This window comes from Actinoplanes sp. NPDC048988, assembly GCF_043197815.1.
Lineage (GTDB): Bacteria > Actinomycetota > Actinomycetes > Mycobacteriales > Micromonosporaceae > Actinoplanes.
Window position 1 is genome coordinate 357,500 of the sequence record NZ_JBICTW010000001.1, and the last position, 12,697, is coordinate 370,196.

11 protein-coding genes and 1 pseudogene are annotated in these 12,697 nt (G+C 71.5%); 4 read left to right on the top strand and 8 right to left on the bottom strand.

Features of this window, described 5'->3' with window-relative positions:
* Window position 1: 1 nt before the first annotated feature.
* Entirely contained in the window at window positions 2–1,189 is a 1,188-nt protein-coding gene (locus ACGFJ7_RS01725) for a hypothetical protein (RefSeq protein WP_360241768.1), read from the top strand.
* A 12-nt stretch (window positions 1,190–1,201) separates the two neighbouring features.
* On the opposite strand, the gene ACGFJ7_RS01730 is transcribed toward ACGFJ7_RS01725, so the two are convergent.
* Window positions 1,202–2,128 (bottom strand): TIGR03560 family F420-dependent LLM class oxidoreductase, encoded by a 927-nt coding sequence (locus ACGFJ7_RS01730; RefSeq protein ID WP_360241771.1) that lies wholly within the window; start codon window positions 2,126–2,128, stop codon window positions 1,202–1,204.
* Between the two features lie 58 nt (window positions 2,129–2,186).
* Here ACGFJ7_RS01730 and ACGFJ7_RS01735 point away from each other — a divergent pair, with 58 nt between their 5' ends.
* Together ACGFJ7_RS01735 and ACGFJ7_RS01740 are read left to right on the top strand one after the other, a co-directional pair.
* Entirely contained in the window at window positions 2,187–2,981 is a 795-nt protein-coding gene (locus tag ACGFJ7_RS01735) for an SAM-dependent chlorinase/fluorinase (RefSeq protein WP_360241774.1), read from the top strand.
* Window positions 2,982–3,096: 115 nt separating this feature from the next.
* Window positions 3,097–3,891 (top strand): DNA-formamidopyrimidine glycosylase family protein, encoded by a 795-nt coding sequence (locus tag ACGFJ7_RS01740; RefSeq protein WP_392640220.1) that lies wholly within the window; start codon window positions 3,097–3,099, stop codon window positions 3,889–3,891.
* On the opposite strand, the gene ACGFJ7_RS01745 is transcribed toward ACGFJ7_RS01740, so the two are convergent.
* From ACGFJ7_RS01745 to rimO, 6 genes are all read right to left on the bottom strand, one after another.
* The gene (locus tag ACGFJ7_RS01745) at window positions 3,848–4,627 is read right to left on the bottom strand and encodes a hypothetical protein (protein ID WP_360241780.1); all 780 of its coding nucleotides are present in this window, start codon (window positions 4,625–4,627) and stop codon (window positions 3,848–3,850) included. The genes ACGFJ7_RS01740 and ACGFJ7_RS01745 overlap by 44 nt on opposite strands.
* Window positions 4,628–4,648: 21 nt before the next feature.
* Complete coding sequence (locus ACGFJ7_RS01750) at window positions 4,649–5,512, bottom strand: PspA/IM30 family protein (protein ID WP_360241783.1); 864 nt, start codon at window positions 5,510–5,512, stop codon at window positions 4,649–4,651.
* Between the two features lie 258 nt (window positions 5,513–5,770).
* On the bottom strand, window positions 5,771–6,142 hold the full coding sequence (locus tag ACGFJ7_RS01755) for a helix-turn-helix domain-containing protein (RefSeq protein ID WP_097318554.1): 372 nt from the start codon (window positions 6,140–6,142) through the stop codon (window positions 5,771–5,773).
* Between the two features lie 158 nt (window positions 6,143–6,300).
* A complete protein-coding gene (locus ACGFJ7_RS01760; protein WP_392640223.1) occupies window positions 6,301–6,795 on the bottom strand; it encodes a CinA family protein in 495 nt (164 codons plus the stop codon).
* Between the two features lie 9 nt (window positions 6,796–6,804).
* The gene (pgsA, locus tag ACGFJ7_RS01765) at window positions 6,805–7,395 is read right to left on the bottom strand and encodes a CDP-diacylglycerol--glycerol-3-phosphate 3-phosphatidyltransferase (protein WP_360241791.1); all 591 of its coding nucleotides are present in this window, start codon (window positions 7,393–7,395) and stop codon (window positions 6,805–6,807) included.
* Window positions 7,392–8,861: a 30S ribosomal protein S12 methylthiotransferase RimO gene (rimO, locus tag ACGFJ7_RS01770; protein ID WP_360241794.1), complete on the bottom strand. Its 1,470-nt coding sequence runs from the start codon at window positions 8,859–8,861 to the stop codon at window positions 7,392–7,394. Before rimO ends, pgsA begins: the two co-directional genes overlap by 4 nt.
* Window positions 8,862–9,071: 210 nt before the next feature.
* Here rimO and ACGFJ7_RS01775 point away from each other — a divergent pair.
* A pseudogene (locus ACGFJ7_RS01775) lies at window positions 9,072–9,842 on the top strand (glycosyltransferase 87 family protein); the annotation flags it as partial.
* Between the two features lie 272 nt (window positions 9,843–10,114).
* Here ACGFJ7_RS01775 and ACGFJ7_RS01780 read toward each other — a convergent pair.
* Window positions 10,115–12,676, bottom strand: a complete 2,562-nt coding sequence (locus ACGFJ7_RS01780; RefSeq protein ID WP_392640228.1) for a DNA translocase FtsK 4TM domain-containing protein — start codon at window positions 12,674–12,676, stop codon at window positions 10,115–10,117.
* Window positions 12,677–12,697: the final 21 nt, after the last annotated feature.

A 12,697-nucleotide genomic window follows, 5' to 3' on the forward strand; every position in this document is an offset into this window, starting at 1 on the left:
CATGATGGGGAACCTTGTCGCCGCGCTCGCGCTGGCAGTGCCGGTCAGCGTAGCGACGCAACCGGCTCCGGCGAACGTGACAGTGGCGTGGACGTCGGACGCCCATGACGCCGTGGTGGTCACCTGGGACGAGACGGGAGACGTACGGAACCGGGTCGAGCTCGTGAACGCGGACGGGTCACCCTCCGGGGTGGCCGGACTGACCGTGGAGGCGGACCAGCCGAATCGGAGCCCGTTGCCGGGCTTCGGCACGATCCACAACTTCGATCTGCGGGTCGCGGTGTCGGTGGTCGACGAGGACGGCCAGGTCGTCAGCGAGAAAGGGCTGTCACCGGTCTTCGACACCAACGCGCCGGCGCAGCCGATCATCGAGAAGGTCACGCCGCGCGAGGACGGCACGGTCGCGTTCAGCTGGCGGCCGGGCACCGAGACGGACACGACGCCCGGCGATCCGCTCGACGTGCCGGCCGGTACCCCGGTGCGGTTCACGCCGTTCGTCGCCTACTCCAGCCTCAACGACTTCGAGGCGCTGACCTCGGCGCCGGTCGCCGCGACGTCGTTCGTGGTGCCCGACCGGGCGAAGCCGAGCCGCGTGGGCGTGCGCACCACGCCGAACGAGTGGGCGTTCAACGGCGAATCGGCGCCCGTGGACGGCACCCGCGTCACCGCCACGATCCCGAAGAAGGTCACCGCCGGCGGGAAGCTGACGGTGACCGGTAAGGCCGTTCACCTGACCCGGCAATGCGACCCGGGAGTCTGCTGGGGCGAGGAGAGCGACGGCGCCGGGCGGCTGCTCCGCCTCCAGGCGCGCGCGAACGCCAGGGCGGCCTGGCGGACGGTGGCCACCACCCGGGCCGGCGCCGACGGCACGTTCAGCTTCGACGTGAACTCCCCTGGCACTCGCGACTACCGGGTGGTCGCTCCCCCGGTCGCCCGCACCGCCGATCAGGAGGCCAAGGCCTACTTCGCGACGCCGCCGGCGACGGTGAAGGCCAAGCCGGCCGCGACCGGCGGCGGGGGCTACCACGAGCCCGGAGCCGGCACGGGCGGCACCGGCGGCGGGGAGGGCGGTGGACTCCCGATCACCGGGGCCCCCGCCGCCGGGACCGCTCTCGCGGGCGGCCTGCTGATCGCCCTCGGCGTGGCCTTCCTGCGCGCCGGCCGCCGCCGGCCGTCCATCGCCGGGTGAGAGGCCGGCGACTCAGAGCTGCGGGGCCACCGCCGAGGCGACCAGCTCGACGTGGTCGAGGTCGCTGAGGTCGAGCGCCTGGAGGAACAGGCGGGAAGCGCCCGCCGCCTCGTACCGCTTGATGGTCTCGACGGCCTCGTCCGGCGTGCCGACGATGCCGCCGTTCTCGCGCATCTCGCCCACCTCACGGCCGATGGCCGCGGCCCGGCGCTTCACCTCGGCGTCGTCGCGGCCCACGCACAGCACGGCCGCCGCCGAGAAGGCCGGAAGCGACGTCCGGCCGATCGACTCACAGGCGGCACGGACGCGGTCGAAGACCGGCGCCACATCGGAGATCTTGGAGAACGGGACGTTGAACTCGTCGGCGAAGCGGGCCGCCAGCGCCGGCGTGCGCTTCTTGCCGTGGCCGCCGATGATGACCGGCGGGCGCGGCGACTGCACCGGCTTGGGCAGGCCGGGCGAGCCGGAGACCTGGTAGTGCTTGCCGTCGAAGTCGAACGTCTGGCCCTCGGGTGTCCCCCACAGGCCGGTGATGATCTCGAGCTGCTCCTCGAGCCGGTCGAAACGCTCGCCCACGGGCGGGAACGGAATTCCGTACGCCTTGTGCTCGGCCTCGAACCAGCCGCCGCCGAGACCGAACTCGATGCGGCCGCCGCTCATCGCGTCGGCCTGGGCCACCGCGATGGCCAGCGGGCCGGGCAGCCGGAACGTCGCCGACGTGACGAGCGTGCCCAGCCGGATGGTGGAGGTCTGCACCGCCAGCGCGGCCAGCGTCAGCCAGGCGTCGGTCGGGCCGGGCCGGCCGTCGCCGCCCATGGTGAGGAAGTGATCGGAGCGGAAGAAGCCGTCGAAGCCGCTCGCCTCGGCGGTTTGCGCGACCTTCCGGAGATCGTCGTAGCTTGCCCCCTGCTGGGGCTCGGTGAAGATCACGAGACGCATGAATCCAACCCTGCCAGATCCACCAACGATCCGGGCCGGGGCAGTAACGTTTCCCACCATGGCCGGGTATGGATGGATCAGCTTCACCACCGACTACGGGACGTTCGACGGCTTCGTCGCGGCGTGCCACGGATCGATCGCGCGCATCGCCCCTGACGTGCGCGTCATCGACGTGACACACCATGTGCCGCCGGCCGACGTGGCCCGCGGCGCCGCCGTGCTCGCGCAGACCGCGCCGCACCTGCCGCCCAGCGTGCACCTCGCGGTGGTCGACCCCGGCGTCGGCACGGCCCGGCGCGGCGTCGCCCTCGGTACTCCCAACGGCGCCCTCGTCGGCCCCGACAACGGCCTGCTGATCTGGGCGGCCGAGGCGCTCGGGGGCGTCGAGTCGGCGTACGAGCTGACCAACAAGGACTGGTTCCTCGGCGACGTCTCCCGCACCTTCCACGGCCGTGACCTGTTCTCCCCGGCCGCCGCCCGGATCGCCGCCGGCGCCCCGCTGGCCGACGCCGGCGCGGCCGTCGACCCGGACACGCTCATCCGGCTGCCCGCCCCGGTCGTCTCGGTCGGCGACGGCTGGCTCGAGGCCGAGGTGATGACCGTCGACCGCTTCGGCAACGTGCAGCTCGCGGCCGAGGGCGACGCGCTGCGCGGCCTCAGCGGCGACCTGGTCGTCAACGGCACGGTGAACGCCCGCCGGGGCGCCACCTTCGCCGACGTCGGCCAGGGCGACCTGCTGGTCTTCGAGGACTCGGCCGGGCGCGTGGCCATCGCCGTGAACAACGGGCGGGCCGTGGTCGTGCTCTCGGTCCAGCCCGGCGACATCGTCCGGGTGGCCGCGCGTCAGGCCTGACGGACGATATCGCCGCTCCTTGGCGTACGTACGCCGGCAGCCGCTGGACGAGAGCGGGATGATCGAGTTGATGCGGGTCCGGCATGAACGGGCGGTGGCGGGGCAGGATTGAGGCATGCCTGAAGGCGACACCGTCTGGAACACCGCGCGGGTGGTCGAGCGTGCGATCGGCGGGGAGGTGCTGACCGGGTCGGACTTTCGGGTGCCGCAGCTGGCCACCACCGATCTGAGCGGCTGGACGGTCGCCGAGTCGGCCAGTCGCGGCAAACATCTGCTGCTGCGGCTGACCCGGGACGGGCAGAAGCCGCTCACCCTGCACTCGCACCTGCGCATGGAGGGGGCGTGGCGGGCGTACAAACCGGGGGAACGCTGGACCGGACGCCCAGCGCACCTGATCCGCGTGGTTCTGAAGACCGCGCGGGCGGTCGCCGTCGGCTATCACTTGCACGAGGTCGCGTTGTGGCCGACCGCTGAAGAGGAGCGGCAGCTCGGGCATCTCGGGCCCGACCTGCTGGGGACCGATTGGGACGAGGCCGAGGCGGTACGCCGTATCGCCGCCCAGCCGGAGCGGACCATCGCCGAGGCGCTGCTCGACCAGCGGAACCTGGCCGGTGTCGGCAACCTCTACAAGGCCGAGACGCTGTTCCTGCGTGGACTGTGGCCGTGGACGCCGGTCGCCGAGGTGAAGGACCTGGACGGGACGGTCGCGCTGGCCCAGAAGCTGGTCGCCTCGAACCGGGGGCGCTGGACGCAGACCACTACCGGTTCGCTGCGGCGCGGCGAGACCAGCTTTGTGTACGGACGCCGCGCGCAGCCGTGCCGCCGGTGTGGCGCCGCCATTCAGAAGGACGAGAAGGGCGAGCGGATCACGTACTGGTGCCCGCGCTGCCAAAAGAAGTCGGGCGCTTGAGCTCGGACAGGCCCTCGGCCAGGCCGCGGAGCCGGTCGGTGGCGTCGATCAGCGACGTGAACGCCGGGTGTGAGCCCTCGGTGACCGGGTGGCCGTCCTCGGCCACGTAGGCCGCGGCGGCCGCGACCATCCGCTCGTACGCGTCGACGCCCTCGGTGAACTGCCGGGCCAGCGAGGCGTGGGACTCCTCGAGGCCGGCCCGCTGGCCGGGCGGGGTCAGCGGAAGCGCCCGCTCCACGCTCGCCACCCGCTGGCCGAGGTCGCGCAGCCACTGCTCGGAGACCGCGGCCTCGAGCACAGCGCCCTCACCGGGCCCGGTGAGCCGGCCGGAGAGGCCGGCGAGAGTGGACGATGCCCGGTCGAGCCGGTCCCAGGCCTGGGTGATGGCCGAGCCGCGCAGCGCGTACCGGTTCTTCTGCCGCCGGACCTCGTGCAGGACCGTGCGGCCGGCCGGGAAGCGCTCGATCGCGGCCGTAAGCCGCTGACCGGGCAGGGCCGGGTCGGGCGCCGGAGGCGCCGGGGTCGCGGCCAGCGCGCGGTGGTCACTCCACCGCCACCAGGCCAGGGCGACCGAGCCGCCGGCGGCGCCGGCCCAGACGGCGTCGACGACACCGATGCCGGAATACGGGGTGAGGACGGCGGTGGCCGCGGCGAGGCCGCCACCGAGCACGCTCCAGCGGCGTGCCGAGTTACGAAGTCGCTTGAGCCGGCGGAAGTACTTGCTCCGCTCGTCCACCGTCGTCCTCCCCTGGTGCTGCTATCCGGCGGCGGTCGTGTCTCCGCGCTTCTGGTTCATGCTGGCCCGGATCTCGTCGAGGCGGGCGACGCTGGCCGGGTCGGCCGCCGGCTGCGCGGCCGCCTGCTCGACCGCCGGCTGCGAGCCCGCGCCGGCGAGCTTCTCGCCCGCCATGCTGGCCCGGATCTGCTCGAGCCGCGACGAGCCGGCCATGTCGAGGCTGCTCTTCTGCACCTCGAGCATGCGGCCCTCGACCGAGTTGGACGCGAGCTCGGCCCGGCCCATGGCGTCCGCGTACCGGCGCTCGATCTTGTCGCGGACCTCGTCGAGCGACGGCGTGTTGCCGGGCGCGGCCAGCGACGACATCGACTCGAGCGACTTGGCCACGGTCTCCTGCATCTTGGCCTGCTCGAGCTGGCTGAGCAGGCGCGAGCGCTCGGCGATGCGCTGCTGGAGCACCATCGCGTTGTTCTCGACCGCCTTGCGCGCCTGGCCGGCCGCGGAGAGCGCCTGGTCGTGCAGGGTCTTCAGGTCCTCCATCGACTGCTCGCCGGAGACCAGCTGGGTGGCCAGCGTCTGCGCCGTGGACTCGTATTTCTGGGCCTCGGCCTCGTCGCCGCCGGCCCGGGCGCGGTCGGCCAGGACCAGCGCCTGACGCGCCATGCCCTGCAGCTTCTCGACCTCACCCATCTGGCGCGACAGCTTCATCTCCAGCTGGCGCTGGTTGCCGATCACCGCCGCGGCCTGCTGCACAAGGGCCTGGTGTTGCCGTTGCGCGTCCTCGATGGCCTGCTGGATCTGGACCTTCGGGTCGGCATATTCGTCGATTTTCGCGCCGAAGAGCGCCATCATGTAACGCCAGCCCTTGACGAACGGATTCGCCATCTCGCGGTATCCCCTCAATGTCGCTCAGTCGGGTCCGCCACCGACGCAGATCGAGGAGCTGTCGCGATGGCGTTGAATGCCATCGTGACAGCTCGACGCCACCGGCGTCACGTGACCTCGGGGGGATCTCAGGGTCTCCCCCACGGTTCGAGGCTACGCGCACCCGCGGGTCGGGGTCGATCCCGGAGGGGGACCCTGGAACAGGAAGAGCCGGACCACCCGCGTGGGTAGTCCGGCCCGGTTTTATTTGTGAGTTGATCAGGCGGCGTACACGACGTCGCGCTTGGGTTTTCTGGTCGTCCGCAGAGTCGCTTTGAGCGGCGTCTCGTGGCGAACCGACACGGACAGCGCCTTCTGCTTCTCTTCGTCGACCGGCACGAGCACACCCTCCATGCCCTCGGCGAGCGACAGCGTGCCGCTGACCTCGCTCAGGAGCTCGGAGAGACGCGCACCCAGCGCGTCACAGATGGCGGCGAGCAGCTCGCTGGAGGCTTCCTTCTGACCGCGCTCGATCTCGGACAAGTAGCCGAGACTGACGTTCGCGGCGGTGGACACCTCGCGCAGCGTGCGGTGCTGCCCCTGCCGGCGCGCCCTCAGTGCGTCGCCGATAACCCGGCGTAGCAGGACCATGGCACCTCCTCCTGCGGCGGGGCCGCCGGCACACGCCGGAGGCTTCCCGCAACCGTACCCGCTGCCGGCCAGGCCGACATACCGCCCCGCCGAATTCCGGGACAGCCCCGCAGCGGGACACTCGTGCAACTTTCGAGATCGATGAAACATTCCCCAGCTCAGGACCGCGCCGGGGCCTCCCTCAGACAGTCTGCGAGCAGCAGTAGTGCGCTCGTCACACTTTCGGTCCGGATGGCGGCCCGGTTTCCGCCGAGTTTCAGCTCGCGGACCGTCTCGCCCCACGGGCCGGCGCAGGCGACGTAGACCAGCCCGACCGGTTTGCCGTCCTGCGGCTCGGGACCGGCCACGCCGGTGGTGGCCAGGCCCCAGTCGGCCGAGCAGCGCTCGCGGGCGCCGCGGGCCAGTCCGGCGGCCACGTCGGGGTCGACCGGGCCGCGCTCGTCGAGCAGGTCCTGGGCGACGCCGGCCAGCGCGTGCTTGAGGTCGGTGGCGTAGACCACCAGGCCGCCCCGGTAGACCGAGCTCACGCCGGGAATCTCCACGACGGTCGCGGCGACCAGGCCGCCGGTCAGCGATTCGGCGGTGGCCAGGGTCTCGCGCCGGTCGACCAGCCGGTGCACGGCCGCCGCGGCCGCTACGTCAGGAGTGTCCACAAATGGATTCTATGATCGGGCCTCCCGGCGCAGGCGCAGAGCGGCCAGCACGTAGTCCCCACCGGTCACGACCGTCACGATGAGCGCCGCGCCCATCAGCCAGACGCCGACGATGTCGAACGGCTCGGGCACCGGCCACAGGTACCAGGCGATGGCGGCGATCTGCAGGGCCGTCTTGAGCTTGCCGCCCCGGCTGGCCGGGATGATGCCGTACCGGATCACCCAGAACCGCAGCGCCGTGATGCCCCACTCGCGGATGAGGATGAGCAGCGTGACCCACCACGGGAGCCGGTCGTAGACGGAGAGCAGGACCAGCGCCGTACCGGTCAGGGCCTTGTCGGCGATCGGATCGGCGATCTTGCCGAACGAGGTGACCAGCGACCAGCGCCGGGCGATCCACCCGTCCACGAAGTCGGTCGCCGAGGCCACGCAGAAGACCAGGCAGGCGGCGATCCGCTGACCGGTGCCGGTCAGGTCGGAGGCGACGACGATGGCCACGAAGACCGGTACGAGCACGATCCGGACGACCGTCAGGATGTTCGCCGGGTTGTAGAGCGACACCACCCGCGGCGCGGCCGCCGGAACCGGCTCGTCGGTCACCGCTGTGACACCGGCGCCGCGGAGATCATCTCGACCGGCACGGCCACGAGGTCGACGCCCTCGGTGCCGGTCACCCGGGCACGCACGAAGTCGCCGGGCTTGAGCGCGGCCAGGTCGACCCCCTCGTCGCCGGCGACCAGGGTGGTGGAGCCGTCGACCTCAGGCGCCTGGTGCTCGGCGCGGCCCTCGACCTCGCCGTCCACGATCGCGTCGACCAGCACCTCGACGGTCGAGCCCAGGCGTTCCTCGGCTCGCTGGTTGCACAGCTCGTCGGCCAGGGTGAGCAGCCGGTCGTACCGCCGCTTGATGGTGTCTTCCTTGACCTTGATCTTGTCGTCGAAGGCGGCCGCCTCGGTGCCGTCCTCGTCGCTGTAGTCGAAGACGCCGATCGCGTCGAGCCGGGCCTCGGTGAGGAAGCGAACCAGCTCGTCGACGTCTTTCTTGGTCTCGCCGGGGAAACCGACGATGAAGTTGCTGCGGGCGCCGGCCTCGGGCGCGAGCTTGCGGGCCGCGGCCAGCAGGTCGAGGAATTTCTCGGTGGAGCCAAAACGGCGCATGCGGCGCAGCACCGGCTCGCTCGAGTGCTGGAACGAGAGGTCGTAGTAGGGCGCGACGCCCGGCGTCGTGGCGATCACCTCGACCAGGCCGGGGCGGGTCTCGGCGGGCTGGAGGTAGCTCGCGCGGACCCGGACGATGCCGTCGACCGCGGCCAGCTGCGGCAGAAGCTTCTCGAGGGCGCGGGGGTCGCCCAGGTCTTTCCCGTACGACGTGCTGTTCTCACTCACCAGCACCAGCTCGCGCACGCCGGACTTGGCCAGCCACTCCGCCTCGGCCAGCAGCTCCTGCGGGTCACGGGAGACGAAGGCGCCGCGGAAAGCCGGGATGGCGCAGAACGAGCACCGGCGGTCGCAGCCGCTGGCCAGCTTGAGACTGGCCACCGGGCCGCTGTCGAGCCGGCGGCGCAGCACCTTGCGCAGGTGAGCCGGGGTGTGCTCGTCGACGGTGGCGTGACCGGGGACGACCACCTTGGCCGACTGGCGCTGCACCGGCGTGATCGGCAGCAGCTCGCGGCGGTCGCGCGGGGTGTGCGCGTCGAAGCGCTCACCGGCGAGCACGCCGTCGAGGCGGGCCGCGATGTCGGTGTAGTCGTCGAAGCCGAGCACGGCCTGGGCCTCGGGCAGGCTTTCGGCCAGCTCGCGCCCGTACCGCTCGGCCATGCAGCCGGCGGCCACCACCTTGGCCCCGGTGTCCGCCGCGGCGAGCAGCGTCTCGATGGAGTCCTGCTTGGCTTTCTCGACGAAGCCGCACGTGTTGACGAGCACCACGTCGGCGCCGTCGGCGTCCGTGCTGATCTCCCAGCCGCCGGCATCGAGGCGCGCGGCCAGCTCTTCCGAGTCGACCTCGTTACGGGCACATCCGAGGGTGAGCAGGGCGACACGGCGGGAGGGGGAAGGAGTTACCGACACCCGACAAGGTTACCGGGCGCCCGGGCGCTCCGGTCGGCCCCACTTTCGTTCACCTGGCGTTAACCCTGCGTTCACCCGGCGACCGTACCCCCCAGCACCATGCCTAAAGCCCAAAAGCCCACGCCACAGGCCGAAGCACTGCTCCTCGCGGCCCTCGTCGTGCTCGCCGTCGTCATCCGCTGGGTGTCGCTGCCCGAGATGACGAACGACATGAACATCTTCCGCCAGTGGCACAACCAGCTCGGCCGGGCCGGCGGCTGGCGTGGCATCGGCACCGAGATCGGCAACTACAACGCGCCGTTCATCTACCTGCTGGCGATCGCGTACTACCTGCCGGGGCCGCTCATCTTCAAGGTCAAGGCCCTGTGGATCGTCTTCGACGTCATCCTGGCCTTCTTCACCTACAAGACGGTCGCCCTGCGCTGGCCGGGCAGCCGCCGGGCCGTCGCGGCGGCGCTGGTGATGGTGCTGCTGCCGACCGTGGCCATCAACGCGTCCTTCTACGGGCAGATGGACGCCGCGTGGGCCGGCGCCGCCCTGGGCGGCGTCTACTTCCTGCTGCGCGGCAAACCCTGGTGGGGTGTCGCCCTCTGCGGGGTGGCGGTCGCGATCAAGCCGCAGGGCGTCTTCATCCTGCCGCTGGTCCTGCTGCTGGTGATGTCCGGGCGCATTCCCTGGCGTACGCTCCTGGCCGCACCCGCCGCCTTCCTGGTCCTCGATCTCCCGGCGATCGCGTTCGGCCGCAACCCGATCGAGCTGCTCACGATCTACGACATGGGCCGGCAGGCGCGCAACGTACCCGCGCTGAGCCTGCGGGCCCCCAACGTCTTCGCGTTCATTCCGGCCACGACGCGCGAGGACACCGTACGGATGCTGGGGTATCTGTTCTGTGCGGCCCTGGTCGTGGGAGTCGTCTACGTCCTGGTCGCCAAGGCCGCCGCGATGACACCGGAGCGGGTGGTGACGGCGGCGGCGCTGTTCTCGATCCTGGTTCCGTTCGCGCTGCCGGGCATGCACGAGCGCTACTTCTACCTGGCCGACGTGATGACGCTGGTGCTGGCCGTCTACCGCCCGCGCCTCTGGTACGTGCCCCTGCTGGTGCAGGCGAGCTCCCTGTTGTCGTACGAGCCCTATCTGTTCGGCCGCAACCCGCTGATGCTCCCCGACGTGATCCCGGCCGCCCTGATGCTGGCCGCCCTGATCATCGTCGGCTACCGCCTGCTCAGCGAGGCCTTCGTACCGGAACCGGCCGTTCAATCATCTAGGCGCAGGGAGGCCAGAGCTTCCTCGAGCTCGTCCGGCTTGATCAGGACGTCGCGGGCCTTGCTGCCCTCGGACGGGCCCACGATCCCGCGGGTCTCCATGAGGTCCATGAGGCGGCCGGCCTTGGCGAAACCGACCCGCAGCTTGCGCTGAAGCATCGAGGTCGACCCGAACTGCGAGGTCACGACCAGCTCGATGGCCTGGATCAGCAGCTCCAGGTCGTCGCCGATCTCCTCGTCGATCTGCTTCTTCTTGCTGACCGGGGCCTCGGTGACGTCCTCGCGGAACTCCGGCTCGCGCTGATCCTTGCAGAACTTGACGACGTCGTGGATCTCTTTCTCGTCGACCCACGCGCCCTGGATGCGGACCGGCTTCGACGCGCCCATCGGCAGGAAGAGACCGTCACCGCGGCCGAGCAGTTTCTCCGCGCCCGGCTGGTCGAGGATGACCCGGCTGTCGGCCAGCGACGACGTGGCGAAGGCGAGCCGGGACGGCACGTTCGCCTTGATCAGGCCGGTGACCACGTCGACCGAGGGCCGCTGGGTGGCCAGCACCAGGTGGATGCCGGCGGCCCGGGCGAGCTGGGTGATGCGGACGACCGAGTCCTCGACGTCGCGCGGGGCGACCATCATCAGGTCGGCCAGCTCGTCGATGATCACCAGGAGATAGGGGTACGGCTTCATCACGCGCTCGCTGCCCGGCGGTGCCGTGATCTCGCCGCTGCGCACCTTGCGGTTGAAGTCGTCGATGTGGCGCACGCCGTTCGCCGCGAGGTCGTCGTAGCGCATGTCCATCTCGCGCACGACCCACTCGAGGGCGTCGGCCGCCTTCTTCGGGTTCGTGATGATCGGCGTGACGAGGTGCGGGATTCCCTCGTACGCGGTCATCTCCACCCGCTTGGGGTCGACCAGCAGAAGCCGTACCTCGTCCGGCGTCGACCGGGTCAGCAGCGACACCAGCAGCGAGTTGAGGCACGAGCTCTTGCCGGCACCGGTGGCGCCGGCGATCAGGATGTGCGGCATCTTGGCCAGGTTGGCCACCACGAAGCCGCCCTCGATGTCCTTGCCCAGGGCGACCAGCATCGGGTGATGGTCGGCGGTGGCGGCCCGCGAGCGCAGCACGTCGCCCAGCGACACGTTCTCGGGGTCGGTGTTCGGGATCTCGACACCGACCGCGCTCTTGCCGGGGATCGGGCTCAGGATGCGCACATCGGGCGACTTGACCGCGTACGCGATGTTGCGCGACAGCTGCGTGATCCGCTCGACCTTGACGCCCGGGCCGACCTCGACCTCGTACCGCGTGACCGTCGGGCCGCGGGTGAAGCCGGTGACCACGGCGTCGACGTTGAACTGCTCGAAGACCCCGGTGAGGGCGGCCATGATCTCGTCGTTGGCCCGGCTGCGTGACTTGGCCGGCGCGCCCTTGCCCAGCAGCGACGGCGGCGGCAGGCGGTAGTCGCCCTCGACCGAGGTGATCTCGAGCTGCTCGGCCCGGGTCGGCGGGTCGGGGGTGTGCTCCGGCGGCTCCGGCTTCTTGCGGCTGGCCGGCACCTTGGGCACCACGACCGTGTCGTGCAGCAGGAAGTCGTCCTCCTGCACCTCCGGCTCGTCGGCCGGGTCGGCCAGGCCGATGTCGGCCAGCGAGCCCTGCCGGCGGCGGGAGGGGCGGCGCTTCTTCGGCGCCTCCTCGGCCGGCTCCTCGTCGTCGTCGAGCTCGGGCAGGTCGGGCGTGGGCAGCGGGTCGCGCGCGGTCGAACGGCCGGTCAGGATGTCGACGAGCAGCATCATCCGCTCCGGGATCTTGTTGATCGGCGTCGCCGTGATCACCAGAAGACCGAAGACGAAGAGCAGGACCAGCAGCGGTACGGCGACCCAGGCGGTCACCGCCCGCTCGAGCAGGGCGCCGAACGCGAAGCCGAGCAGGCCACCCGCGCGGGAGATCGTGACGTCGTCGCTCGGATGCTCGGAGATGTGCAGCAGGGCGGCGGTCGCGATGATGATCGCGCTCCAGCCGACCAGCGAACGGCCCCGGTGCTCGGGGTCGGCCGGCTGGCGCATCAGCCGGACAGCGCCGTAGAGCAGCAGCAACGGCAGCAGCACGGCCAGTCCGCCGAAGAACAGGTGCACCGAGTCGGCCAGCCAGCGGCCGACCGGGCCGGCGCCGTTGGCCCAGACCGCGACGCTGATCAGGATCGCCAGGCCCAGCATGAGCAGGCCGGCGCCGTCGCGGCGATGCTCCGGGTCGATGTCCTTGGCGGTGGCGGCCTGCCGGCCGACACCGCGGGCGGCCCAGCCGACACCGTGCGCGGCGCCCATCCAGAGCGCGCCCAGACCCCGGCCGAGGCCGGTGGCGATGGCCGCGCCCAGCGTGGGACGGGCGCGGGCCGCCGTCCGGGCCCGCGCGGCGGCGGGGCGGGTCGACTTGCGGGCCGGTTGGCGGGCGGGCTGCTTGGCCGGCTGCCGCGCCGCCGGTTGCCGGGCACGGCTGGTCGCGGCGCCGCGCGACGTGGACGCGGCGCGACCCCGGCTCGCCGGAGAGGAGCGGCCCGCCATGGTCACACCGTAACGCCGCGA

Excerpts from the sequence above, each read along its gene's own strand:
- ACGFJ7_RS01725 (WP_360241768.1), top strand. The coding sequence starts at position 2 with ATGATGGGGAACCTTGTCGCCGCGCTCGCGCTGGCAGTGCCGGTCAGC.
- ACGFJ7_RS01730 (WP_360241771.1), bottom strand. The coding sequence starts at position 2,128 with ATGCGTCTCGTGATCTTCACCGAGCCCCAGCAGGGGGCAAGCTACGAC.
- ACGFJ7_RS01735 (WP_360241774.1), top strand. The coding sequence starts at position 2,187 with ATGGCCGGGTATGGATGGATCAGCTTCACCACCGACTACGGGACGTTC.
- ACGFJ7_RS01740 (WP_392640220.1), top strand. The coding sequence starts at position 3,097 with ATGCCTGAAGGCGACACCGTCTGGAACACCGCGCGGGTGGTCGAGCGT.
- ACGFJ7_RS01750 (WP_360241783.1), bottom strand. The coding sequence starts at position 5,512 with ATGGCGAATCCGTTCGTCAAGGGCTGGCGTTACATGATGGCGCTCTTC.
- ACGFJ7_RS01755 (WP_097318554.1), bottom strand. The coding sequence starts at position 6,142 with ATGGTCCTGCTACGCCGGGTTATCGGCGACGCACTGAGGGCGCGCCGG.
- ACGFJ7_RS01780 (WP_392640228.1), bottom strand. The coding sequence starts at position 12,676 with ATGGCGGGCCGCTCCTCTCCGGCGAGCCGGGGTCGCGCCGCGTCCACG.